The organism is Bacillus sp. FJAT-14266, from assembly GCF_001719225.1.
Lineage (GTDB): Bacteria > Bacillota > Bacilli > Bacillales > Bacillaceae > Bacillus > Bacillus subtilis.
The window spans coordinates 2,389,800-2,415,422 of record NZ_CP017072.1; the positions used below are offsets into that span (position 1 = coordinate 2,389,800).

Annotated in this window: 19 protein-coding genes and 4 pseudogenes; 3 read left to right on the plus strand and 20 right to left on the minus strand. The window is 42.2% G+C overall.

The genetic code is table 11. From position 1 onward, the window contains the following. Positions 1-69: 69 nt before the first annotated feature. The 12 genes and pseudogenes from BGM23_RS22405 to BGM23_RS12660 all read right to left on the minus strand — a co-directional run bounded on the left by BGM23_RS22405 (position 70) and on the right by BGM23_RS12660 (position 16,328). Positions 70-8,088: an NTTRR-F1 domain gene (locus BGM23_RS22405; RefSeq protein WP_069280910.1), complete on the minus strand. Its 8,019-nt coding sequence runs from the start codon at positions 8,086-8,088 to the stop codon at positions 70-72. Positions 8,089-8,796: 708 nt separating this feature from the next. Beyond that, positions 8,797-9,096 (minus strand): annotated as a pseudogene (locus BGM23_RS22190) (T7SS effector LXG polymorphic toxin); the annotation flags it as partial. 24 nt (positions 9,097-9,120) lie between these two features. Continuing rightward, positions 9,121-9,609, minus strand: a complete 489-nt coding sequence (locus tag BGM23_RS22410) for a hypothetical protein (protein ID WP_029726440.1) — start codon at positions 9,607-9,609, stop codon at positions 9,121-9,123. 238 nt (positions 9,610-9,847) lie between these two features. After that, positions 9,848-10,138 (minus strand): hypothetical protein, encoded by a 291-nt coding sequence (locus BGM23_RS12625; protein ID WP_029726441.1) that lies wholly within the window; start codon positions 10,136-10,138, stop codon positions 9,848-9,850. A 1,159-nt stretch (positions 10,139-11,297) separates the two neighbouring features. Next, positions 11,298-12,152, minus strand: coding sequence for a hypothetical protein (locus BGM23_RS12630; RefSeq protein ID WP_029726442.1), 855 nt, complete (start codon positions 12,150-12,152; stop codon positions 11,298-11,300). A 341-nt stretch (positions 12,153-12,493) separates the two neighbouring features. Further along, positions 12,494-12,692, minus strand: a pseudogene (locus BGM23_RS21485) (peptidoglycan-binding domain-containing protein); the annotation flags it as partial. 13 nt (positions 12,693-12,705) lie between these two features. Beyond that, positions 12,706-12,924, minus strand: a pseudogene (locus BGM23_RS12640) (terminase large subunit); the annotation flags it as partial. Then, positions 12,921-13,436 carry a phage terminase small subunit P27 family gene (locus BGM23_RS12645; protein WP_029726445.1) on the minus strand — a complete coding sequence of 172 codons (516 nt, stop codon included), beginning with the start codon at positions 13,434-13,436 and terminating at the stop codon, positions 12,921-12,923. The pseudogene BGM23_RS12640 and the gene BGM23_RS12645, both read right to left, overlap by 4 nt. 228 nt (positions 13,437-13,664) lie before the next feature. Continuing rightward, complete coding sequence (locus BGM23_RS21495) at positions 13,665-14,030, minus strand: HNH endonuclease (RefSeq protein ID WP_029726446.1); 366 nt, start codon at positions 14,028-14,030, stop codon at positions 13,665-13,667. A gap of 466 nt (positions 14,031-14,496) precedes the next feature. Then, positions 14,497-14,922, minus strand: a complete 426-nt coding sequence (locus BGM23_RS12650; RefSeq protein WP_128471789.1) for a hypothetical protein — start codon at positions 14,920-14,922, stop codon at positions 14,497-14,499. Between the two features lie 188 nt (positions 14,923-15,110). After that, positions 15,111-15,815, minus strand: a complete 705-nt coding sequence (locus BGM23_RS12655; protein ID WP_029726448.1) for a hypothetical protein — start codon at positions 15,813-15,815, stop codon at positions 15,111-15,113. A gap of 147 nt (positions 15,816-15,962) precedes the next feature. Next, entirely contained in the window at positions 15,963-16,328 is a 366-nt protein-coding gene (locus BGM23_RS12660) for a hypothetical protein (protein ID WP_029726449.1), read from the minus strand. A 172-nt stretch (positions 16,329-16,500) separates the two neighbouring features. On the opposite strand from BGM23_RS12660, the gene BGM23_RS12665 reads away from it, so the two are divergent. Together BGM23_RS12665 and BGM23_RS12670 are read left to right on the plus strand one after the other, a co-directional pair. Then, entirely contained in the window at positions 16,501-16,683 is a 183-nt protein-coding gene (locus BGM23_RS12665) for a type II toxin-antitoxin system HicA family toxin (RefSeq protein WP_029726450.1), read from the plus strand. Positions 16,684-16,754: 71 nt separating this feature from the next. Next, positions 16,755-17,171: a type II toxin-antitoxin system HicB family antitoxin gene (locus tag BGM23_RS12670; protein ID WP_029726451.1), complete on the plus strand. Its 417-nt coding sequence runs from the start codon at positions 16,755-16,757 to the stop codon at positions 17,169-17,171. A 216-nt stretch (positions 17,172-17,387) separates the two neighbouring features. Here the strand turns inward: BGM23_RS12670 and BGM23_RS12675 are convergent, their stop codons facing one another. The 5 genes and pseudogenes from BGM23_RS12675 to BGM23_RS12700 all read right to left on the minus strand — a co-directional run. Beyond that, positions 17,388-18,185 (minus strand): FRG domain-containing protein, encoded by a 798-nt coding sequence (locus tag BGM23_RS12675; protein ID WP_029726452.1) that lies wholly within the window; start codon positions 18,183-18,185, stop codon positions 17,388-17,390. 62 nt (positions 18,186-18,247) lie between these two features. Then, on the minus strand, positions 18,248-18,694 hold the full coding sequence (locus BGM23_RS12680) for an ArpU family phage packaging/lysis transcriptional regulator (protein WP_029726453.1): 447 nt from the start codon (positions 18,692-18,694) through the stop codon (positions 18,248-18,250). A 92-nt stretch (positions 18,695-18,786) separates the two neighbouring features. Then, entirely contained in the window at positions 18,787-19,539 is a 753-nt protein-coding gene (locus tag BGM23_RS12685; RefSeq protein WP_029726454.1) for a hypothetical protein, read from the minus strand. A 184-nt stretch (positions 19,540-19,723) separates the two neighbouring features. Then, the gene (locus tag BGM23_RS12690; protein ID WP_029726455.1) at positions 19,724-20,521 is read right to left on the minus strand and encodes a hypothetical protein; all 798 of its coding nucleotides are present in this window, start codon (positions 20,519-20,521) and stop codon (positions 19,724-19,726) included. 290 nt (positions 20,522-20,811) lie between these two features. Continuing rightward, positions 20,812-21,567 (minus strand): annotated as a pseudogene (locus BGM23_RS12700) (replicative DNA helicase); the annotation flags it as partial. Positions 21,568-21,697: 130 nt separating this feature from the next. Between BGM23_RS12700 and BGM23_RS12705 the strand changes: the two are divergent. Beyond that, a complete protein-coding gene (locus BGM23_RS12705; protein ID WP_231940252.1) occupies positions 21,698-22,144 on the plus strand; it encodes a site-specific integrase in 447 nt (148 codons plus the stop codon). 289 nt (positions 22,145-22,433) lie between these two features. On the opposite strand, the gene glnA is transcribed toward BGM23_RS12705, so the two are convergent. From glnA to BGM23_RS12720, 3 genes are all read right to left on the minus strand, one after another. Then, positions 22,434-23,768 (minus strand): type I glutamate--ammonia ligase, encoded by a 1,335-nt coding sequence (gene glnA, locus BGM23_RS12710; RefSeq protein ID WP_003231737.1) that lies wholly within the window; start codon positions 23,766-23,768, stop codon positions 22,434-22,436. A gap of 58 nt (positions 23,769-23,826) precedes the next feature. Continuing rightward, positions 23,827-24,234, minus strand: coding sequence for a transcriptional repressor GlnR (gene glnR, locus BGM23_RS12715; RefSeq protein WP_003238341.1), 408 nt, complete (start codon positions 24,232-24,234; stop codon positions 23,827-23,829). Between the two features lie 109 nt (positions 24,235-24,343). Then, positions 24,344-25,609 carry a methionine gamma-lyase family protein gene (locus BGM23_RS12720; RefSeq protein WP_046664236.1) on the minus strand — a complete coding sequence of 422 codons (1,266 nt, stop codon included), beginning with the start codon at positions 25,607-25,609 and terminating at the stop codon, positions 24,344-24,346. Positions 25,610-25,623: the final 14 nt, after the last annotated feature.

The following is a 25,623-nucleotide window of genomic DNA, read 5'->3' on the forward strand; positions in this document are numbered from 1 at the left end:
TTTAAAAGTAGGTTTCTTGTTTCATATGCTTGAATTTTTTTAAAAAAGTGATTTTTTAATTCTCTATTATTAAGGGAACCTAATAGCATTTATATCTAGGTTTAGTGCGTTGCTGCCACTCACATTACTTACTGTTGTGAAGATTATCCTAATCTCATAAGAAGTCGTGCCTGTGACCGTTGTAGCATCTACATACGTTGTAGCAATTGGAAATCTTGACGTAATTGCAGCGTTGACATTTCTTTGGACGGAGCGTGTATCTACTAATACTCCATTTCTATAAATTCTGGTTTGAAAAGTAAAGTTTGAGTTAGCTGTCGTTGTAACATCTACAGAAATGGCAAGGTCTAATTTTATTAATTGTCCTGCGACTGTTGGCACACTTAAAGTACCAATCGACGTTTCAGTACCGTTAATAGCAAGCGGAACGGGGCCTGCTATTTCACTGTAAAACAGCTGTGGATTTGCCCCGGTTGAACCGGTTGGTCCTGTTGGTCCTGTTGCACCTGTTACTCCGGTTGCTCCGGTTGATCCGGTTGGACCGGTTGCGCCAGTTACTCCTGTTGCTCCTGTTGCTCCTGTTGGTCCTGTTGGTCCTGTTGGACCTGTTTCTCCGGTTGATCCTGTTACTCCTGTTACTCCTGTTGCTCCCGTTGATCCGGTTGGTCCTGTTGATCCTGTTGCTCCTGTTACTCCAGTGGCTCCGGTTACTCCCGTTGCACCAGTTACTCCCGTCGCACCAGTTTCTCCGGTTGGTCCAGTTAATCCTGTTACTCCAGTGGCTCCAGTTGCTCCAGTAACTCCTGTTGCGCCTGTTGATCCAGTGGCTCCGGTTACTCCAGTTGATCCTGTTGCGCCTGTTGCTCCAGTTTCTCCGGTTGGTCCGGTTGGTCCTGTTGGACCTGTTTCTCCGGTTGATCCGGTTGGTCCTGTTGATCCTGTTGCACCTGTTACTCCAGTTGATCCTGTTACACCTGTTACTCCTGTTGCTCCCGTTGATCCGGTTGGTCCGGTTGCTCCTGTTGGTCCGGTTGCTCCAGTTTCTCCGGTTGGTCCAGTTGATCCTGTTGCACCTGTTACTCCAGTGGCTCCGGTTATTCCCGTTGCACCAGTTACTCCCGTCGCACCAGTTTCTCCGGTTGGTCCTGTTGGACCGGTTACTCCTGTTGCACCTGTTTCTCCTGTTGGTCCTGTTGGACCTGTTTCTCCGGTTGATCCTGTTGATCCTGTTAATCCTGTTGCTCCCGTTGATCCGGTTGGTCCTGTTGATCCTGTTGCACCTGTTACTCCAGTTGATCCTGTTAATCCTGTTGCTCCGGTTGACCCAGTTACTCCCGTTGCACCAGTTACTCCTGTTGCGCCTGTTGATCCAGTAACTCCTGTTGGACCGGTTGGTCCTGTATCTCCAGTTGCACCAGTTACTCCTGTTGCTCCTGTTGCTCCGGTTGACCCAGTTACTCCCGTTGCACCAGTTGATCCTGTTGCGCCTGTTGATCCAGTAACTCCTGTTGGACCGGTTGGTCCTGTATCTCCAGTTGCACCTGTTACTCCTGTTGCTCCGGTTACTCCAGTTGATCCTGTTGCGCCTGTTGCTCCAGTTTCTCCGGTTGGTCCGGTTGCTCCCGTTGATCCGGTTGGTCCTGTTGGTCCTGTTGATCCTGTTGCGCCTGTTACTCCAGTTGATCCTGTTACACCTGTTACTCCTGTTGCTCCCGTTGATCCGGTTGGTCCGGTTGATCCGGTTGCACCTGTTACTCCTGTAGCTCCTGTTTCTCCTGTTGCTCCTGTTGCTCCGGTTGCTCCGGTTGACCCAGTTACTCCCGTTGCACCAGTTACTCCTGTTGCGCCTGTTGATCCAGTAACTCCTGTTGGACCGGTTGGTCCTGTATCTCCAGTTGCACCTGTTACTCCTGTTGCTCCGGTTGGACCGGTTACTCCGGTTGCTCCTGTTGCTCCAGTTGATCCGGTTGCACCTGTTACTCCAGTGGCTCCGGTTACTCCCGTTGCACCAGTTACTCCCGTCGCACCAGTTTCTCCGGTTGGTCCTGTTAATCCGGTTGCACCTGTTACTCCAGTGGCTCCGGTTACTCCCGTTGCACCAGTTACTCCCGTCGCACCAGTTTCTCCGGTCGCACCAGTTTCTCCGGTTGGTCCTGTTGGACCGGTTACTCCTGTTGCTCCTGTTTCTCCTGTTAATCCAGTGGCTCCAGTTACTCCCGTTGATCCTGTTACTCCAGTGGCTCCCGTTGATCCGGTTGATCCGGTCGCACCAGTTTCTCCGGTTGGTCCTGTTGATCCTGTTGCACCTGTTACTCCAGTTGATCCTGTTAATCCTGTTGCTCCGGTTGACCCAGTTACTCCCGTTGCACCAGTTACTCCTGTTGCGCCAGTTGCTCCAGTAACTCCTGTTGGACCGGTTGGTCCTGTATCTCCAGTTGCACCAGTTACTCCTGTTGCTCCTGTTGCTCCGGTTGACCCAGTTACTCCCGTTGCACCAGTTGATCCTGTTGCGCCTGTTGATCCAGTAACTCCTGTTGGACCGGTTGGTCCTGTATCTCCAGTTGCACCTGTTACTCCTGTTGCTCCGGTTACTCCAGTTGATCCTGTTGCGCCTGTTGCTCCAGTTTCTCCGGTTGGTCCGGTTGCTCCCGTTGATCCGGTTGGTCCTGTTGATCCTGTTGCGCCTGTTACTCCAGTTGATCCTGTTACACCTGTTACTCCTGTTGCTCCCGTTGATCCGGTTGGTCCGGTTGATCCGGTTGCACCTGTTACTCCTGTAGCTCCTGTTTCTCCTGTTGCTCCTGTTGCTCCGGTTGCTCCGGTTGACCCAGTTACTCCCGTTGCACCAGTTACTCCTGTTGCGCCTGTTGATCCAGTAACTCCTGTTGGACCGGTTACTCCGGTTGCTCCTGTTGCTCCAGTTGATCCGGTTGCACCTGTTACTCCTGTTGCTCCGGTTACTCCCGTTGCACCAGTTACTCCCGTCGCACCAGTTTCTCCGGTCACACCAGTTTCTCCGGTCGCACCTGTTTCTCCGGTTGGTCCTGTTGGACCAGTTACTCCTGTTGCACCTGTTTCTCCTGTTAATCCAGTGGCTCCAGTAACTCCCGTTGATCCTGTTACTCCAGTGGCTCCCGTTGATCCGGTTGATCCGGTCGCACCAGTTTCTCCGGTTGGTCCTGTTAATCCGGTTGCACCTGTTACTCCAGTGGCTCCGGTTATTCCCGTTGCACCAGTTACTCCCGTCGCACCAGTTTCTCCTGTTGGTCCTGTTGCACCTGTTACTCCGGTTACTCCGGTTGATCCTGTTGCTCCGGTTGATCCGGTTGGACCGGTTGCGCCAGTTACTCCTGTTGCTCCTGTTTCTCCTGTTGGTCCTGTTGGTCCTGTTTCTCCGGTTGATCCTGTTACTCCTGTTACTCCTGTTGCTCCCGTTGATCCGGTTGGTCCTGTTGATCCTGTTGCACCTGTTACTCCAGTTGATCCTGTTGCTCCTGTTACTCCAGTGGCTCCGGTTACTCCCGTGGCACCAGTTACTCCCGTCGCACCAGTTTCTCCGGTTGGTCCAGTTAATCCTGTTACTCCAGTGGCTCCGGTTACTCCAGTTGATCCTGTTGCGCCTGTTGCTCCAGTTTCTCCGGTTGGTCCGGTTGGTCCTGTTGGACCTGTTTCTCCGGTTGATCCGGTTGGTCCTGTTGATCCTGTTGCACCTGTTACTCCAGTTGATCCTGTTACACCTGTTACTCCTGTTGCTCCCGTTGATCCGGTTGGTCCGGTTGCTCCTGTTGGTCCGGTTGCTCCAGTTTCTCCTGTTGGTCCTGTTGCACCTGTTACTCCGGTTGGTCCTGTTGGACCGGTTACTCCTGTTGCACCTGTTTCTCCTGTTGGACCTGTTTCTCCGGTTGATCCTGTTACTCCTGTTACTCCTGTTGCTCCCGTTGATCCGGTTGGTCCTGTTGATCCTGTTGCACCTGTTACTCCAGTTGATCCTGTTAATCCTGTTGCTCCGGTTGACCCAGTTACTCCCGTTGCACCAGTTACTCCTGTTGCGCCTGTTGATCCAGTAACTCCTGTTGGACCGGTTGGTCCTGTATCTCCAGTTGCACCTGTTACTCCGGTTGCTCCGGTTGCTCCGGTTGACCCAGTTACTCCCGTTGCACCAGTTGATCCTGTTGCGCCTGTTGATCCAGTAACTCCTGTTGGACCGGTTGGTCCTGTATCTCCAGTTGCACCTGTTACTCCTGTTGCTCCGGTTGGACCGGTTACTCCGGTTGCTCCTGTTGCTCCAGTTGATCCGGTTGCACCTGTTACTCCAGTGGCTCCGGTTACTCCCGTTGCACCAGTTACTCCCGTCGCACCAGTTTCTCCGGTTGGTCCTGTTAATCCGGTTGCACCTGTTACTCCTGTTGCTCCGGTTATTCCCGTTGCACCAGTTACTCCCGTCGCACCAGTTTCTCCTGTTGGTCCTGTTGCACCGGTTACTCCGGTTGATCCTGTTGCTCCGGTTGATCCGGTTGGACCGGTTGCGCCAGTTACTCCTGTTGCTCCTGTTGCTCCGGTTGGTCCTGTTGGACCTGTTTCTCCGGTTGATCCTGTTACTCCTGTTACTCCTGTTGCTCCCGTTGATCCGGTTGGTCCGGTTGATCCGGTTGCACCTGTTACTCCTGTAGCTCCTGTTTCTCCTGTTGCTCCTGTTGCTCCGGTTGCTCCGGTTGACCCAGTTACTCCCGTTGCACCAGTTACTCCTGTTGCGCCTGTTGATCCAGTAACTCCTGTTGGACCGGTTGGTCCTGTATCTCCAGTTGCACCAGTTACTCCTGTTGCTCCGGTTGGACCGGTTACTCCGGTTGCTCCTGTTGCTCCAGTTGATCCGGTTGCACCTGTTACTCCAGTGGCTCCGGTTACTCCCGTTGCACCAGTTACTCCCGTCGCACCAGTTTCTCCGGTCGCACCAGTTTCTCCGGTTGGTCCTGTTGGACCGGTTACTCCTGTTGCTCCTGTTTCTCCTGTTAATCCAGTGGCTCCAGTAACTCCCGTTGATCCTGTTACTCCAGTGGCTCCCGTTGATCCGGTTGATCCGGTCGCACCAGTTTCTCCGGTTGGTCCTGTTGGACCGGTTACTCCTGTTGCTCCTGTTTCTCCTGTTAATCCAGTGGCTCCAGTAACTCCCGTTGATCCTGTTACTCCAGTGGCTCCCGTTGATCCGGTTGATCCGGTCGCACCAGTTTCTCCGGTTGGTCCTGTTGATCCTGTTGCACCTGTTACTCCAGTTGATCCTGTTAATCCTGTTGCTCCGGTTGACCCAGTTACTCCCGTTGCACCAGTTACTCCTGTTGCGCCAGTTGCTCCAGTAACTCCTGTTGGACCGGTTGGTCCTGTATCTCCAGTTGCACCAGTTACTCCTGTTGCTCCTGTTGCTCCGGTTGACCCAGTTACTCCCGTTGCACCAGTTGATCCTGTTGCGCCTGTTGATCCAGTAACTCCTGTTGGACCGGTTGGTCCTGTATCTCCAGTTGCACCTGTTACTCCTGTTGCTCCGGTTACTCCAGTTGATCCTGTTGCGCCTGTTGCTCCAGTTTCTCCGGTTGGTCCGGTTGCTCCCGTTGATCCGGTTGGTCCTGTTGATCCTGTTGCGCCTGTTACTCCAGTTGATCCTGTTACACCTGTTACTCCTGTTGCTCCCGTTGATCCGGTTGGTCCGGTTGATCCGGTTGGTCCGGTTGATCCGGTTGCACCTGTTACTCCTGTAGCTCCTGTTTCTCCTGTTGCTCCTGTTGCTCCGGTTGCTCCGGTTGACCCAGTTACTCCCGTTGCACCAGTTACTCCTGTTGCGCCTGTTGATCCAGTAACTCCTGTTGGACCGGTTGGTCCTGTATCTCCAGTTGCACCAGTTACTCCTGTTGCTCCGGTTGCTCCGGTTGGACCGGTTACTCCGGTTGCTCCTGTTGCTCCAGTTGATCCGGTTGCACCTGTTACTCCAGTGGCTCCGGTTACTCCCGTTGCACCAGTTACTCCCGTCGCACCAGTTTCTCCGGTCGCACCAGTTTCTCCGGTCGCACCAGTTTCTCCGGTTGGTCCTGTTAATCCGGTTGCACCTGTTACTCCAGTGGCTCCGGTTATTCCCGTTGCACCAGTTACTCCCGTCGCACCAGTTTCTCCTGTTGGTCCTGTTGCACCTGTTACTCCGGTTACTCCGGTTGATCCTGTTGCTCCGGTTGATCCGGTTGGACCGGTTGCGCCAGTTACTCCTGTTGCTCCTGTTTCTCCTGTTGGTCCTGTTGGACCTGTTTCTCCGGTTGATCCTGTTACTCCTGTTACTCCTGTTGCTCCCGTTGATCCGGTTGGTCCTGTTGATCCGGTTGCACCTGTTACTCCAGTTGATCCTGTTGCTCCTGTTACTCCAGTGGCTCCGGTTACTCCCGTCGCACCAGTTTCTCCGGTTGGTCCAGTTAATCCTGTTACTCCAGTTGCTCCGGTTACTCCAGTTGATCCTGTTGCGCCTGTTGCTCCAGTTTCTCCGGTTGGTCCGGTTGCTCCCGTTGATCCGGTTGGTCCTGTTGATCCTGTTGCGCCTGTTACTCCAGTTGATCCTGTTACACCTGTTACTCCTGTTGCTCCCGTTGATCCGGTTGGTCCGGTTGCTCCGGTTGCTCCGGTTGCTCCGGTTGACCCAGTTACTCCCGTTGCACCAGTTACTCCTGTTGCGCCTGTTGATCCAGTAACTCCTGTTGGACCGGTTGGTCCTGTATCTCCAGTTGCACCAGTTACTCCTGTTGCTCCGGTTGACCCAGTTACTCCCGTTGCACCAGTTACTCCTGTTGCGCCAGTTGCTCCAGTAACTCCTGTTGGACCGGTTGGTCCTGTATCTCCAGTTGCACCAGTTACTCCTGTTGCTCCGGTTGCTCCGGTTGGACCGGTTACTCCGGTTGATCCAGTTTCTCCTGTTTCTCCTGTTGGACCGGTTGGTCCTGTATCTCCAGTTGCACCAGTTACTCCTGTTGCTCCGGTTGACCCAGTTACTCCCGTTGCACCAGTTGATCCTGTTGCGCCTGTTGATCCAGTAACTCCTGTTGGACCGGTTGGTCCTGTATCTCCAGTTGCACCTGTTACTCCTGTAGCTCCTGTTTCTCCTGTTGCTCCTGTTGCTCCGGTTGCTCCGGTTGCTCCGGTTGGTCCTGTTAATCCAGTGGCTCCAGTAACTCCCGTTGATCCTGTTACTCCAGTGGCTCCCGTTGATCCGGTTGATCCGGTCGCACCAGTTTCTCCGGTTGGTCCTGTTAATCCTGTTACTCCAGTTGCTCCAGTTGCTCCAGTAACTCCTGTTGCGCCTGTTGATCCAGTGGCTCCGGTTACTCCAGTTGATCCTGTTGCGCCTGTTGCTCCAGTTTCTCCGGTTGGTCCGGTTGATCCGGTTGCACCTGTTACTCCAGTGGCTCCGGTTACTCCCGTCGCACCAGTTTCTCCTGTCGCACCAGTTGATCCTGTTGCGCCTGTTGGTCCTGTATCTCCAGTTGCACCAGTTACTCCCGTTACTCCTGTTGGACCGGTTGCGCCTGTTACTCCGGTTGCGCCTGTTGCTCCTGTTGCTCCTGTTGATCCCGTTGCACCTGTTGGTCCAGTCGGTCCAATTCCCCCAGCAGACTCTATTAAAGAAACATCATCAATTAGAACAGACCCAAAAGTAGTTTTGCTTATTACCACTACTGCGTTTACTGCTTCAGCGGGGGTTTCAATTGTTCTATATATTTCATTCCATGTATTAAATGAGACATTTGGCAAATTTCCGGAAGCAATGATAATTTCCTGTCCGCCTTCAATCTCTTCGCCTTCACTGTTAACAAATAAAATTTGTATAGTTACTTGGGGACTTGAATTGTTTCCAATTCTCCCAAGCGAAACGATGAATATCAGAGATTGTCCAGAAACGACAGGCACGATCTGCCCTAAAAAAGCATACGGCTGGTTACTGAAAAACTGTGCGGAATATCTTCCAGAATGGGCAAAAGTATTAATAACGGACGTATTTGCAGAAGCCCAGCCCGTCAGATTGCCTGTTTCAAAACCTCCATTTACAATCACATCATTCACTCAACTTCATTCCCTGCCTTTTTGAATAGTTCCAGCTATTATATGCAGGAAAAATGCCATCGGTCTTTCACTTCGCTAGCTGAAATAAAAAAAGATGAATGCCCCAAATCACTTTTTCTCCCAGACACTGTAAAGACCGGTACATGGAACCTGAAAAGAAGAAGCAGTAAATTAGCTTCTTAGACGGCCGAGAGAATGAAGTTTGGACTTGATTTAAAGACAGAAAAAGCTTTTCGGGAATTTGCAATGCGATTGAGGATTTCACATATCCTAGATTGAGAAGCGGACGCTAATGAAGAAGTTTTATCAGACTAAGAAAGAGCAACTCAAAGTCAAAAAAACGTTTTATAAAAGCTGCTGGCAAGGGTACCAACAGCTTAGCTACTATTATCACAAGATTGCTATTTTATTTATTTAATTAAAGTTGCGCCTAACAAATCTTTGCTTGTCCCATTTCTTATATATTGGTGACTAGGAGATATCATAGTTCTTTCCCCTATTAAACGGGACATTAAGGTTTTTCTCTCTGGATTATCAAATGGATATAATTTTAAGTATAGACATAGTTATCACTAAACCTGAAAACAAATACTTAAACATTCATTTGGATTTTTAAATCTTTTGCAAGCGTTTTGGAGCCTAATAGCCCTTTTAAATATTTCAATTCCTTTGACCAATTCACTTTTTTATCCTCTTAAGATATTTATTCAAATCTTTCATCGTTTTCTTTTGTTCAGACATATGAATTTTGATTTTGTGTAATCGTTGGCCAGCTCATGTTTTAAAAATGACTCTTCTATGTAAGTATCTTACATCTTTGCATCTACAAGTTTTGCAGAATGATGCTTAAGAAAGCAATTTCCATGTCAATCCGATTGATACATTGATCTGTAATGCCGGCATGATCATGATAAAATGCTTTAATGTTGTCTGCACCCTTCCCGGAAAACTCGCTGTCACCCAAGTCAGCTAATTCTTAAACGCTTTTCTTAGCTTCATCAGTTGATTGAAAGCGCTTTGCGGCCTTCTTTTTTATTTCTCGAATTGTTTGTCATTGAGCAAAAATATTAGCGTCTCTTCAATTTCTTTTTCTAAGTCATTATTATTTAAATCGAATAATGTTCCACAACCCGTCCCTTTATATCCACCGTAGTAATACCACAAATCCATTGTGAAACAGTCTAATTCTTCATCACAGACTATTGCAGGTTGATAGTAATTAATTGCTATTTGTGAACGGTATTCTTTTTCAAAACATCTCTCAGCTGTAAAATCATTTAGCACATCTCCATCTATGTCTCTACAAACTTTGATACTGAGATTTGGTTTATCCTGAGCTTCAAAAACACCTGCATACTTATTCTGCAGCTTTTTCGATACTACTTCCCCCAGGCTCTCCAACTCAAATATCACTTGCTTTAATTCTTGATTTATATCCTTTTCAGGAATCTGTATATAACCCTCATCGAGTGGACTTTGATTTTTCTGTTTCTTGAGTAATTGACTTAAAGCTTTCCACACAGTATTGTCCTCCTATGATAGCTTCTTTAGACATGCAACTATTGAAATGGACATTTGGTGATAGCTTCACGAAACCCCTCAGCAAATGTTTCAATTCCGGTATCCTAGAAACATGGCGTTCGATAATCATGCCCACGATTGCCCCAACTGTGTGGACCAGTTGCAACATTCTGCGATTCATTACCGACCTTGTCAAAGGGATGTTAAATAAAAAAAGAACCTTAATTTTCCCATTGGCTTATTGGCTTACTTTTGAAAATTTATAAATTATTATTATATTGAACAGTGTTGGTATGATGTATACAAGACCAGTTCCAAGTAGACCTATTACTGAACTAGAAATTAATAAAATGCTGAAGATTGGTTTATTATTTGTCTGGATTGAAGCAAGCATGGTTATAATTCCCGCCAAAGCACCTAAAAACCATAAATTCCCCAAAGTGTAAGAGTCATCTATAACCGCAAACAGTTGAGCCAGTACAGAAAAAACCGCTCCTAATCCCCCGGAGAAGATAGTCAATTTTTTCATAGAAATCTCCTTTTTGAAAATTGATTTAGATTTCAACGTAATTATGGATTCATTTGGTTATGATGTCAATGATAAACATCTACCTTACTCATCTTATTATTGCTGGTAGAAGTATTGAACAATGGAATTATCATAGAGTTTGTCGAATTATTTATGCGTATTACTTTCCTTAAGCATAGAATTATTTTCCTAATTGAAAATTTAGTACATAGACTTATTAGTGACATAGATAAAAGTGACCCTGCTTTTTAGCAGTGCCGCTCCATGATTTATTACCTATTAACATAAAAAATCCCTTAACACCAATAGGCCAAGGGGTTGAAAGATTAATACTGAGACATATACTGTTCGCGTTCTAAAGAATATACTTGCGTGCGGAACATGATTCTTTAGATAATATACATAATGTATAACAATGAAAACCCTTATTTATCACACGTTTCAGTAAGTTCATTCGTATAAAATTGTAATACAGTATGTATGATTAGTTATATTTTTCGGTCAAATTTTGGTCTTGATTTTGGTCATAAACTTAGAATATATCTTAACTTTAGTGACCATCAGATCAATTGTTCCTCTAGGGTTTAGAATACAACCCATTTATAACTAAATCCTATTACGTCAGGCTTTTTGCAAGGCATCATTATATGTCTATTTGAACTGGTTTGCAATGGTTTATAAAAAAGTGTGGGCAAACCGTGGGCAATATGGGCATTTCTCTTCTGTTATAATTAATGTATGAACTTGATAAGGGAGTAACCATTTTGAGTCTTTACAAAGCCGCGGATTTTTATATACTTTAGCACGCATCTTGGGTAATGTGCAAGCCGCAATAAAAGGAACGCTCGGGAAAAGAATTGCTCGCCGTGCTGCTGGTAAAGCCACTAACAAATTATTGAGAAAAATTATTAAGTAGGCTTGTAACATGAATGATTTTGAACGTAAGTTATATCGGATCATATCGTTAACATGCGTTTATATGGAAAGAACCCGACTTTGCCAGAATTAAAAAGAAAGACCGGATAAAGTGAACAGGAAATACGTGAGACTACAAAAAGCTTAATTCGTTAAGGTGCTCTTTCTTGGGATAAAGAAAAGAAATTATGGATTATTTAAAGCCCGCCTTATGAGACGGGCTTTTCGGGCGAGGTTATTACCTTTACACTTTCTTCACGCCTCCGTAAACACTTCCTTTTGCAGTAGACCCTATAAACGCCTCAACAAGAGCTGAGTTTAAAACGATGCCGGCCCATTTAAAACCTACAATGGATTCAACATATATACGTGAATAAACCTCTCTATAGGCATATCCTCCATGGCTGGTGTCCCGGTCTTGTCCTAATACCCTAGGAGAGATTGCCAAAGCTGTCCCCATCGGGTGGCGCTGATAGTCGCCATCTTTATAAGTAGCCCAAACTTTTTTGCCGTCATATTTAAATCTTCCTTCGGCCCAAAGTGTGAAGAGCTTCGGTCCACCAAGTCCATAAGCAATACCAGTGGTCCTTTCTGTTTTTGTAGTGCCTTGGACGCTTGCATCAGAGTCTGGAGAGTCAGTTAAAGTTTTTTGCTCAAGTATCTGGATATCCCCCAGATCACCTAGATAAACCTTAACCGTACTGTTTTGTGTTTCAAAAGTAAGCACATCCCCATAGGATTTGCTTTTTTCTTGTTCAGCCATAAAGCTGTTCATATTGAAAGCTTTACCGTTGAATTTTTCTAGTTCTGATTTCATTTCTGGGAAAACATCATAAAGCGATATGTCTGGATTGCTAAATGCTTTAGGTGCTGGATTGTTTTTGTAGTGATTCGAAATTACTTTTTCGATTTTTTCCAAAAAAGAGTTTTTGGGTAGATTTTCTAGGCTAGATTTCAACAAAGGAACTGTTTTTTCAACGTAATTTCTAATGTCAGTAATATCTTGCTGTGACTTTTGTTTAGGTGCTGCGCTCGCTGCTTCACCGAAGATACTAAATACCAAAGAGAAAGTCAGGCAAAAAAGCAATATCTTTTTCACGATAATCTCCTCCTATTTATCAGTCACCTCGCCCTCTTATATACATTTCTTTACAATTTTACTTTTTCCTCCCACTGTTTTTTCGGGTATAATGATATATCAGATAAACAATCAGAAAGACTAATGCAGCTACGGCAATATAGTATAACGGCATCGCCAAAAATGGAGCAAAATTCGCTATGACCGCCAATATAATGATGGCTATTCCGTACAAACTTATAAAGCGAAGTAAAGCCATATTATCCCCCCTTACTATTTCCATCATTGTAACAAAAAAAGTCAGCTACTAAAGGGCTATTTTTGATACGTAATGTCACAATTAGCAAGGGAGGATTATTATATTATTTTAATAGTGCTTCAAGTTTTGCTTTCGTTTTCGGACCATAAATGCCGTCAGCAGTCAGACTGTTTACTGGCTGGAAACGTTTGACTGCATTTGCTGTTTTCGGGACATACACGCCATCAATACCGTTATTCTTCGCCCCTTTTATCCAGGTAGAAATAAAGCGCAGCCAGCGCTTTTTGAATCTGCCTTACGTCATCCCCTTTGAGCTCCCAGCAAAGGTCCTTTCGTGTGTTTAAACTGGGTCATCCAATAAAGAAACCGGCGGGCTTTTTCATCATCAAACACATAAGGAAACTCCCTTGTGCCTTCCCGACTCACATCATTTAAAAAACGCTCGCAGGCCCAAATGTGTTTTTCACACGCCACAATCTCACCCGATATCACATCGCGCGAGTAATCAATGAGAAATTGTTTGATTGTCTTCATACGTTTCTAAACTCCTTCTCCGCAGCCGTCTTTTCCCGCTCTTCCTGGGTACGGGTGATAGCAAGTTTTGCCCGGGCAGACGGTGTAAGGCCAAAGTCATTCGCTGCTGATTTCATTTGATCAAAATAATTCTTTTGCCGCTTTAATAACGGATGCTCTTCACCAACAAGCTTTATTGGTTTGCCGTCTTCGTCTTTTCCTTCCGTATGGACCATGATCCCGTCTTCTTCGATAATTTTAGAAATTGATACATACTGCGAATAGGCATTACAATAGGCAGCCAACATGCTGATGTCCGCTTCCGTGATGATTTCAACTTCTGTTAATAGAGCAGCAACCCGTTTGAATTCTTTTTTCCCGACCTTATCCAACCACGTTGGCGGTTTTATATTATCGGATCGCATTTTCATTTTCTTCTCGTGCTCAGCCCGGGCGGCCAGCTCTTCCGTATTCTTTTTATTTGGGTTGCCCTGTATCAATTGAAGCGTCGCGGATTTTGCAGGCCTCGGCATGTTCTCACCTCATTTCACATCAAAAAAATTGCATTTTTTGCTTGTTTTTTTCACCAATCGTGATACGATGGAAGTAATAACAAAACCAGTCGTACCAAGCCCTCTCGGCAATTTCGCCGGGAGGGTAATTTGTTTTTCCGGAACTTTGAAAAGCGGTGTTTGTTTGCAGAAGAGAGGGCGCCGTTCTCCAAACGTTTCCTTTCCAGAGATTTGGATAGGGGGGGAGTGTCACTTGCCCTTGCTGCCATGAACCTTGTTGTGACAGGCATTACACAGGCTGACAAGGTTGTCCAAATCTAATCTTTTCGCCCAATCTTCTTTTACTTCCACTATGTGATGCACCATGTCAGCCGGAGTGAAGCAATGATCTTTCAAACAATGCCGACAAAGATAATTGTCTCGTATCAATGCAAGTTGTCTTGTTCGTTTCCAATCTATTGATTTATAAAAACTTGTTATTGTTTTATTTCTTGAATATTTGTTGTAATGTTTCGTTTCTTCTTGTTGCTGTGTCTGGTGTGTATCACAGTACCGACCACGGGTGAGGCTGGGGCACCCAGGGGCAGCGCATACTCTCAGGGGCTTAAGGGGCATAAACCTTATCCTCTATTTCTTCTTTTGTTGAATTGATGTAAGTTTCTCCAATAAAATCATCAATGATTGTCGTAATCTTTTCCCAAATCTTTCTCATCAATATCTCCATTGAAATCAGATGCCTCCATTCTTCTTCCATCTACCCAAAGAGTTTCTTCCCCTCGTGTTATCTCTGATACATCCACATTAGCAAAGACAGGTCAAGATCTTCCTCATACACAGAGAATCCTTGGTTAATCGCCTGACGCACATCATTCTCTATGGCTCTCTCTTAACCTCTTTACCCACGTGCCCTTTTGCCCTTATCAACAGCAGTTTCACGACAATTTCTCCTCAACAAAAAACACTTCCTTCATTTGGAAGCGTCTACTAATTTATATAGTAAATAATTTCACCTTTATTACAATGTTATTTAATATCAACATACATATAGTTACATGCACAATGTTTTAATATCTATTCATGTTTATCTTTTTCTCTTAGTTATTAAATAAAAGGATAGTAATCTAGGATTAGGTGTAGGGTTGTGAATAGTGATTATCCATTGATCACTGCGGTTGTGTATAATATCATTGAAACTTTCCATTGCATAAGCAGGCAAATAGTCTGAAATAGACCACCCTGCGCTTATAGCTCTGCTACCTGACCCATCTAAACGTATTGCAAGATACGTATTTCCAGGAACTTGCGTTCTATCTCGCCACAGCCAAAGGTCAAAACCATCTCCAAGATCTTCATGACGTGTGTGATCAGATGTATATAATGTTCCTCCATCTACAACTTGCCTTTGTCCTCGGTTCTCCTGATGCTGTATGAGTGGTTGATAAACCGGGTACCCATAATTAGGAACATAATTTGCTCCTGAACTATAATTTTGATTTAAATGCATCATTGTCACTCCTCAATTAATTAATTCGTTTTATTTTATGACAAGAATCTAGACAGGTGCATAGTCAATTTACAAATATAACCATAATATCTTTTTTACATCTGGTTATTCTACGCTTAGAGAGTGTCAGCCGCCAATTGTTTTACCCAAGATTTACTGGACGCAGAGTTTACAGAGAATATAAAAACCCTTCAGTTAGAAGGGTTCTTTTGTTCGCTTTTATTTAAATTCAGATAATACCATCCCATGTTCTTTCCTCTTAAATTTTGAATCTTCCAGTAATATAAATGAAATTTTTTTACACTATGACTATCTTTAATGATTGTCTCGTTTTCTTCCTCTTTAAATGATCTTACACTTTTATATTTCATCCGTTGTCCTGTTTGCAATTGATACCAAACATCTATTCTTTTAATTCCATATTTGCGATTAGTAACATTCTCATGAGTTATATCCAGTGGGATATAAACCTCATCATCGGGAAGCATAAATGGCAAAGATGTTTCTATTATACTCTCATCATCGTTACCTAATTTTATTTTAATGTATCCACCTGTAATAATACTTTTCCCAACAGTCCTTACCTGTAAATAGTTAAATCTAGATACATCAGTGAAATTCTCATCTTGATCTAGTCTTTTTCCTATTATAAATTTCTCTAAACTCTCGTAGCTCTTTGGCAATAATAACTTGGACCCCTTCTTTACAAAAGGAGCATTTTTAAGATGGTATTTTCCTGTTATCTCATCCATCACCATAAAAGTTCTGTATTCAAACTTAACTTTATGATCTTCATTGATTCTACCTAAAATAAAAGTAATAAATGGTACTATAATAGCTGCTGCAGCTGTTAATGCGGTGGGTAGTACACCGAAAGTTTTTATAAGTTCGTCCACACTGTTTCACCTCCCCCTTATTATCGGTGAAAGCAGTAATTAAAGGAACTATTTGCAGAATTTGTCGAACAAAAGCACCCTTATAAATAGTGGCAGTCGTAAGACAAAAGAGCATCCTTAAAGGATGCTCTTTGTTTATTAATATCTTTAGTCCCAGTTTCTGATAAAGCCTTTGCCACCTGTTCCTGCGTGTTGTCTAACATCAATAGTGTACTTACAACCATATGACATATAAACATTATTTGTAAGTTCATCAAAGATATAGCCTAAACCAGTACTCATTTCATCTATTGTTTTAAAACCATTTCCACAGTCTTCATATAAAAACCCCTGTACGTACCCACCATTTACTCCCGTTTGAATAGTCCACCTGACATACTGACCAATACCATTAATGGTAGCTTCTCCAGGCGCATTTACACTTTTGGATTCTTTTCCTGCTGCTAAAGCACCTCCCGATCCTACAACCAACATACTAATTAACAGTCCAAACACGGCTAATTTCTTAAGCACTTTTCCCATCTCCTTTATATAATTTTAATTAAAATATACCAATTTAACTCGTATTTTCCAGATGATTTTTCCTATTTACATAATCTGTCGAAAAAAGTTCCCAAAATGAAAATTTACACGTATTTTTATACGTGTTATAATAAGGGTATAGAAAGGAGATGGTAAACATCTAATGAGTTCCAGAGAAATAATCAAACTGATTAAAAATGATGGATGGTACGAAGTCCGAGTAAAAGGCAGTCATCATCTGTTTAGACATCCTCATAAAAAAGGACTTGTGACTATCCCACATCCAAAGAAAGACTTACCAAAAAGAACAGTAAAATCAATCCATGAGCAGGCAGGGCTAGAATAAGCCTTCCTTTGCCAAAGGAGTTAATGAAATAAATAATGATATAATAAAATGAAAAAGGGGTTTTGCATCAAATGAAAAAAGATCGTTACATTTATCCAGCCCTTTTCGATTATGACGATGACGGAATCACAGTTACATTTCCTGATTTACCAGGTTGCATAACATGTGGCAATACAGACGAAGAAGCTCTTACCATGGCAAAAGAAGCAATGGCATTACACCTATATGGACTTGAGCAAGATGGTGATGAGATTCCTGCAGCAACACCAACCAAGGAAATCAAAACAGAAAATAGTCAAAGCATCGTACTAATTGAAACCTGGATGCCGCCTTTCCGTCATGAAATGGAAAACGCAGCAGTTAAGAAAACATTAACAATTCCACGTTGGATGGATGAGATTGCAAAGGAGCATAAGATCAATTATTCTCATCTACTTCAAGATGCAATTAAAGAACATCTTGGAATTTATAAAAATCCAAGGTCTTAATTGCCTTAAGTTAAGTTAACTTAAACAAAACCATTGAAATTTAACGTAACGCACGCAAAAAATAATTATTTATCGAGCAGCCAACTGGTTGCTCTTTTTTCACAGAAAAAGCACCCGCCCTATTGGGAGAGTGCTTTTAATTTATTACCTATTACCATAATACCTTACTTAAAACAAAATGGTGTGCCGTTATTCTGTCAAGTTTGTGCCAAAAAATTATGTATTACTCCCTGCTATTCCAATATTTTGACTTAAAGATTCATTTTGAATTAATTGCTTATCAATTCTATTTTCTAAACTTCTATTAATATCCAAAGCTAAACCATCGAGATCTGGAAACATAGAAAAATTACTTATGCCATTTAGTTTTAAATAACGAAAAACATCATTTCTTAACTCGTTAGTAATGACTATTTTCTTAAGTATCCCTGTATCTAACAATTCCCCCCCGTATTCATCTTCAAGAGGTCTATTACCAACACCTTGAATAGTAAACATACCCTGTTGAGCTATAATTCTAGGACTATTCTTAAATGGATAAAGTGCTAAAGATTTATCCCTAAGTTTTACATTTTTAGGATTAATATAAGTTAAGTATTCGCCATTTGGTGTAAAATAACCTTCCCTACCCAAGACCCTATAATTTAATCCTATAGGATTTAACAGCCAAACTGCACAATTACTATCTTTCTCCCAATTTAAGGCAGCGAAAAATAATGCAACAGCAAAAGACTCTGTCCAATCTAATAATCTTGTCCTTACCCCATGATGTTGCATTATAAAAAGAAGTTCCCAGCTTCTAGCTTGAGTAAGAGTATAAGCTCTTCTCATGAAACTTTTGTAAATCCCTCTCTCCTTTTCTAAATAATCATCTGGATCATTTAGATTTAACCGATATAGACCAGAATTCAACGTATACTTTTCATTATTTTGACCTCTAAACCATACAGCGTTATTCCCCCCATGGAAAGATTCAACTTCATTTAATATATTTATCCATTTATCAGAAAACATATCCAACCTCCTTTAAGAATATATTACCATACTCCCATATAGATAAGCCTTAAAATCATTCTTTAACTGTTTACATTTTTGTAAACCTCTTCCCTTAGAGCAAATGCCAGTCTGTAGAGAGCTTTTGCTTTAACACGATAATAGCTGCGCGCGCTTAGGTCCATTTCACCATACACTTCATAATCATACATTTCTTCCGGCTGCATATAGAGCATGACAATGATCTGCCGTTCTCTTTGAGCAAGCCGGTTAACAGCCCTTTGAATCCTTTTTAAAAATTTATCACGCTGAATCTCCCAATCAAGACGTTTTAATGCTGCATCTTCTGTCGATGAATGAAATTCATTCGTAATGCTCGGCGGAACAATGCTATAAGTTGGTGTAACCTTTGGTAAAAAATCATCTGGCACCTGTAAGAGATATAGCCGGTATTGATCAAGTAGCTTCTCTGCTTTTGCTTTAGTGGCTTCTTCGTCAATCTGAGGAAGGTTTAATCTCATTTGATTCATATTTAACCTCCTGATTCTTCAAAATAAAAAGGACATCGAACAAACAGCGCTAATGCTGTAGGTTCAGTGTCCGCAGGCTTTCCGTCTTGGACTTAATTTTTATAGACTTTTATCGGCTTTTTATATAAGTCTTCTAATTTCACTACCATAGTTTTTGTGCATAATCTAGGGTCATATTTATCTCCCAATAAAATGACTTCCTTACTTATTGGATGTAATATGAACCACTCATTTTTATCTTCATCTTCTATAAAAACATGTTTCTCGTATGTTAAATTAATCGACTTAAATACAATACCTGTTATAACAGGAATCGCAGTACAAGTTATAAAAAACATCAATATAGCAGCAGTTAACATATCAAATTCTTTGAATTGAGGAAAAGCGAGCAATAAATATACCTGAATGTAGAAAATGAATAAAAGCAACAAATATAAACAAACCATAAAAATTTTAAAAAAACCATTAGATTTTATCTTATACATTTTATGCTCAGGGTTTCTTATTTCATTTAAAGATACAAGGACAATAATTATTATCCCTATTATGACTTCAGCTGTAACAGACCAGTTTCTATTATAATCCCAATTGAGTTTTTCTCTTAATGTCTCCCCTAAGGAGGCAAAAATAACCATCCAGGCTAATGTATAAAAAATGTACTTGCATAATTTAACAATGAACATTTTTTCCTTAGAGAACAGCTTTTGTTCAAAAACAACTGAAGAAAACATAGTAATAGGCTGAAAAACCTTAAAAAGATTCGCAGCAATGAATATACTTGTAATAACGATAGTAGGCACTCCAAAGGAGGCCAAAAGCGTTTTAAAGCTATCTACTAAATTCATCAATTAACACCTTCTTTTTCTTTATCATCCTATTTTATCAATTTACAATCTCCCCCTCAACGTGCTAACCCCACATATCAATCTGTTGTCAGTAGGGAGTTCTTTAGTAAAAAAAAGAACACCGAAACAAACAGCGTTATAGCTGTAGGCTCAGTGTCCGCAGGCTTTCCGTCTTGGACATAATTTAAACTTTTCTCTTTATCTTCTTTCTACTATCAAGTTTAACTTCTTTCTCTAATAAATATCCTTGTAAAATTAGCTCAAGTTCCTTATATGCTTTTTTTTCACTAAAAATATTTAAAGAAGGTAGTGCTTTAAATGATGCTGCTCCAATAAACCATAACATACCTGTAATAACTCCAAGGGCTAATAAAAAGCTCTTAAAATCTCCTAGATTGGCTGTGTTATCATTAATACTTGTTGTAAAGCCTATCCCAAAAATACTAACAGGTATAGCTACTACAATAGATGGTATAACAACTTTAAGAAATGAACCAATTGAATATAACTCAAGATTGGAGTTTTTCGAAATTATATAAGGTAAAATGCGTTGTTCAATAACTTTATCATTATATTTTTTTCTGTTTAAATGTTTTTTTATGGCCCTATATGAAAGTGAATAATATAAATCACCAATCTCCCATTCAGGGTCAACCAACATTGCGTATTTCCTTAAAGTAATCGCAATTATCGCCATAATTGGAAAGATTGAAAGGCTTATAGTGAATATAATAGCGTTAGACTTTGAGATATTTAATATAGCAGTTAATTCTTCAAATAAATAATATAAATTTTTAAATAAAAATTCCCTTCCGATTAGAAAGTAAGCTATTATACCAACAGCCCCCAGAAAGAAGAAAAGCCTCTTTTTCCTTCGGTCTTCTTTAGATTTTAAAAAAGATGATATCCAAAACACATTTTTGAAACTCTTAGCACGTTTTATCTCTAGTGCCATCTTAAATATTTCTTTATCTATATTCATATTATCCCTCCTCCAACTAATCTTACGATCTGAATGGAAGATAGTTTCAATAATTCCCAACCAAATTAGATTTCAATATTCAATCCCCAAATCTCTTGTTTCCTTCCTTAACCCGCTGCTCGTATGCCAACAAATAAGCGTTCATTTTATCCTTAAATCTTTCCTGTAAATAAAAATTTAGCGCCTGTTCCGGATCCTGCAGGTTTATGGTTTTCTTCTCATAAACCAAAAACTCTATCAGCAGAATGAGAGAATAATAATTATGCCGCAGCGCTTCTCGATACCAATCTCTAACTTTCAAACCTGCGCTCCAAATTTAAGAACAATCCATATTCTTTAATGAACGCCAATGAGACAGTACCAACAGGACCGTTTCTCTGTTTAGCAATAATGATTTCAATTATGTTTTTACTTTCGCTTTCCTTGTCATAATAATCGTCCCGATAAAGAAACCCAATGACATCCGCGTCCTGCTCAATTTGCCCTGATTCCCTAATATCAGACATCATCGGGCGCTTATCCTGCCGCTGTTCAACGCCCCTTGAAAGCTGACTAAGAGCAATCACACAAATGTCTAACTCTCGAGCCATATGCTTGAGCATACGGCTTATTTCGCCTATTTCCTGTGTTCTGTTCCCCCTGTGCTTTGCTGAACCTGTAATCAGTTGCAAATAATCAATAATGATCAAGATATCCTTGCCCGCATACTCCCGTTTCATTTTCCTTGCCTTTGACCATATCTCATTTACTGTGACGCCCGGGCGGTCAAATATTCTTAGATCAGCGGAACCGAGAATATCATTTGCTTGTGAAAGCTTGTTCCAATCATTAGCTGTCAAATTTCCTGTTCTCATTGCATCTGCATTGATATTTCCGAGAATGGACGCCATTCTTTTTAAGAGCTGCTTACGTGACATTTCAAGAGAGAAAATACCTACTGCACCGCCGCTATATTGATTTACTGAACTACCCATAGAATTTGCCGCAACGTTTAAGCAAAAAGCAGTTTTCCCGACAGACGGCCGAGCGGCAACGATAACCAATTCTTATATGAACCACCAAAATTATCCACATAACAATGCGAAATGCAATGGAGAAAGCAGCAATATTAGGAAAGCTCAAAAAAATCCTTGTTATGGTATCGAGATTAAAACAAATAAAAAATGAGAATACTATATGGAGTTTATCAATTGCGATGACATACCTCTTTTTTTACGTGTAGCATATGAATATGGTTATATGTACTATATTTTCTTTAAAACACTCGGAAATACTGGCATGCACAAAGGCGAGACTGCTGCTTTACAGTGGTCAGATATTGATTTAAAAAATAAAACCAGCTCAATTTCTAAAACTCTAGATTTTAAAGCAGCTTCAAAAGATGAATTATTTGGCGACCCTAAGACTTATACATCCAGGCGTATTATTACTATTGATCAAAGGTTGGTAAATGAACTTCACGAACTTAGAAAACGACAAAACAAAGATAAACTTCAGCTTAACGGGATCTATCACCATGACCTTAACTTAGTCTTCACTCGCAAAGATGGTTCACATTATAATGCTTTTGTCCGTATACTAAATAAAGCTGGTCTAGAAACTCCCTATTCACGCCCTTCATGACACACATGCTGTTTTGTTCCTTGAGTCAGGTGCTTCAATGAAATATGTAGAAGAACGACTGGGTCATAAAAGTATTCAAGTTACGTCAGATATTTACTCACATATCAGCAAAAAGATTGATAGGGATTCAATGAATAAGTACGAAAATTATATCTCCACTATTATGGAGTAATTTTTTATTGTTTTTTTGTGGGTGTTTTGTGGGCGCTCTATGATTTATATTAAGTTATCAAAATTGTTAACCAATCAAAAAATCCCCTGACACCAATAGTGCCAAGGGGTTGAAAGATTAATACTGAGACATATACTGTTCGCGCTCCCAAGGATGAACTTGTGTGCGGAACATATCCCATTCGATTTCTTTTGCTTCGATGAAGTGTTCGAATAGGTGCTCGCCCAGCGCTTTGACCATGACTTCGTTTGATTTGAATTCTTCTAGTGCTTCCGCAAGTGTTGCTGGAAGGTCAACGATTCCGTTTTCCATGCGCTCTTCTTTGCTCATCACATAGATGTTGCGGTCGATTGGAGCCGGCGCTTCCAGTTTGTTTTTGATTCCGTCTAATCCTGCAGCAAGCAATACGCTAAGTGCAAGGTACGGGTTTGCAGCTGGGTCTACGCTGCGTACTTCAACACGTGTGCTGATGCCGCGGGAAGCCGGGATACGGATAAGCGGGCTTCTGTTTTGCGCGCTCCATGCTACATAGCAAGGTGCTTCATAGCCAGGAACAAGACGTTTGTAAGAGTTTACTGTCGGGTTTGTTACTGCTGTAAAGCTTGTTGCGTGCTTCACGATACCTGCAATGAAGTGTTTCGCTGTTTCACTTAACTGAAGATCTGCGTTTTCGTCAAAGAATGCGTTAACACCATTTTTGAAGAGTGATAGATTGCAGTGCATACCTGAACCGTTCACGCCGAACAATGGTTTTGGCATAAATGTCGCATGCAGGCCGTGTTTGCGGGCAATTGTTTTGACAACTAGTTTAAATGTTTGGATGTCATCACAAGAGCGGACTGCTCCAGCATATTTAAAGTCAATTTCGTGCTGACCAGGTGCTACTTCGTGGTGAGATGCTTCGATTTCAAAGCCCATCTCTTCAAGTTCAAGCACGATATCGCGGCGGCAGTTTTCTCCTAAATCAGTTGGAGCTAAGTCGAAATACCCGCCTTTGTCGTTTAGTTCAAGCGTCGGCTCGCCTTTTTCGTCCAATTTGAATAGGAAGAATTCAGGCTCAGGCCCAAGGTTAAAATCACTAAATCCGAGGTCTTCCATTTCTTTCAAAATCCGTTTTAAGTTGTTTCGCGGGTCACCTTCAAAAGGTGTGCCATCCGGATTGTAAATATCACAGATGAAACGTGCTACTTTACCTTTTTCAGCTGTCCATGGGAAGATAACAAATGTATTTAGATCTGGATACAGGTACATGTCTGACTCCTCGATACGAACGAATCCCTCAATAGAAGAACCGTCAAACATGACTTTATTATCAAGCGCTTTTCCAAGCTGGCTTACAGGAATCTCAACATTCTTGATTGTTCCAAGAATGTCAGTAAATTGAAGGCGGATATACTTCACGTTTTCTTCTTTTACTAATTTTTCGATATCTTCTCTAGTGTACTTTGCCATTTGGTAAAATTCCTCCTCTTAAAAGGTAAATGTATATAGCAAAACAGTTGCTAACGGATTAATGAAAGAAGCGGGACATGTCGCCTTGACGGAATGTATTCCCTCTTTGAAAACGGCCGGCTTGCATGAGCTCGTTTTTCAGGAGCTGTCTCAGTTCGTCATCGGACAGATCATGTTTCATTGGTTTTTTCGTCTTCTCGTTTTGTTTTTGTTCTGGCTCGGCTTCGGCTTTCGCCAGAATCTGTTTAATTCCTGCCATGTTTACACCTTGTTCTATCAGGTGCTTGATTTCTAACAGTTTATCTACATCATGAAATGAAAATAATCGTCTATTTCCTTCACTTCTGGCTGGAAATATCAGTCCATTTTCCTCATAATATCGAATTTGTCTTGCTGATAACTCAGTTAACTGCATGACAATTCCTATTGGAAATAAAGGCATTGAGCGGCGAATATTATCACTCATCTCAATTTCCTCCTTTTCTTAACTTAGTTTCATTATAGGTGATGTTATATTATGTGTCAATACGATGTAAGGATTCTTAACATCAAATCCAGAGAAATTTTTAAAAAATTTAAATTAATTGCTTTTCCATCAATGAATCCACTGCACTGCATATGGCATTCTTCACATGCGAATAGGTTAATCCTCCCTGAACATACGCTACATACGGCGGGCGGATAGGGCCATCAGCTGATAATTCGATGCTTGCTCCTTGAATAAACGTCCCTGCTGCCATAATGACATCATCCTCGTATCCAGGCATGTAGGCTGGATAAGGCGTCACATGAGCATTGATTGGCGATGCAAATTGAATAGCCTGGCAAAAAGCAATCATCTTTTCTCTGTCAGAAAACTCAACGGATTGTATTAAATCCGTTCTTTTCGCATCCCATTTCGGGTTTGAAGTGAAGCCGAGTTTTTCAAGGAATCTCGCTGCAAACACCGCTCCCTTTAGACTTTGAGACACAACATGAGGCGCCAAAAAGAAGCCTTGGTACATTTCTTGGAGCGAGTAAAGAGATGCCCCCGCTTCTCTGCCGATGCCGGGTGACGTCATACGGTATGAGCAAGCTTCAATCCATTTCGCTTTTCCGACGAGGTAGCCGCCTGTTTTCGCAAGGCCGCCGCCGGGATTTTTAATGAGAGATCCCGCCATCAGGTCGGCTCCGACATGGCAAGGCTCAAGCTCTTCCACAAATTCTCCGTAACAGTTGTCCACAAAGACGATCAGATTTTCATTGATTTCTTTTACAAAACGGATCATTTCTTTTATTTCACTAATTAAGAAAGAAGGGCGATTCGCATATCCTTTTGAGCGCTGAATGCCGATTACTTTTGTCTTCGGATTGATCGCAGCGGCGACTGCATCATAGTCTATCTTTCCGTCTTTCGTCAGATCAACCGCATTATAGCCGATTTGAAAATCCTTTAACGAACCAGCGTTTTCTCCACCCCTGACGCCCACAATTTCCTCTAGCGTATCATACGGCTTGCCCGTGATATAAAGGAGCTCGTCCCCCGGTCTGAGGACACCGAACAAAGCAATTGAGATGGCATGTGTGCCTGAAATGATTTGCGGCCTTACAAGCCCCGCTTCTCCGCCAAACACATCCGCATATATGCTTTCAAGCGTGTCTCTTCCGATATCATCATAGCCGTATCCAGTAGACGGCGTGAAATGAGTGTCGCTTACTTTGTGTTTTCTATAGCTTTGAAGCACTCTCCACTCATTTCGCTCGCTGATTTCTTCTATTTGTTTATGAATGCCGGCAATGTCCGCTTCCACTTCCATTGCCGTTTTCTTCAATAATTCTCCGTGTGTTAATGTGTCAAACATGTCTTTATATTTCC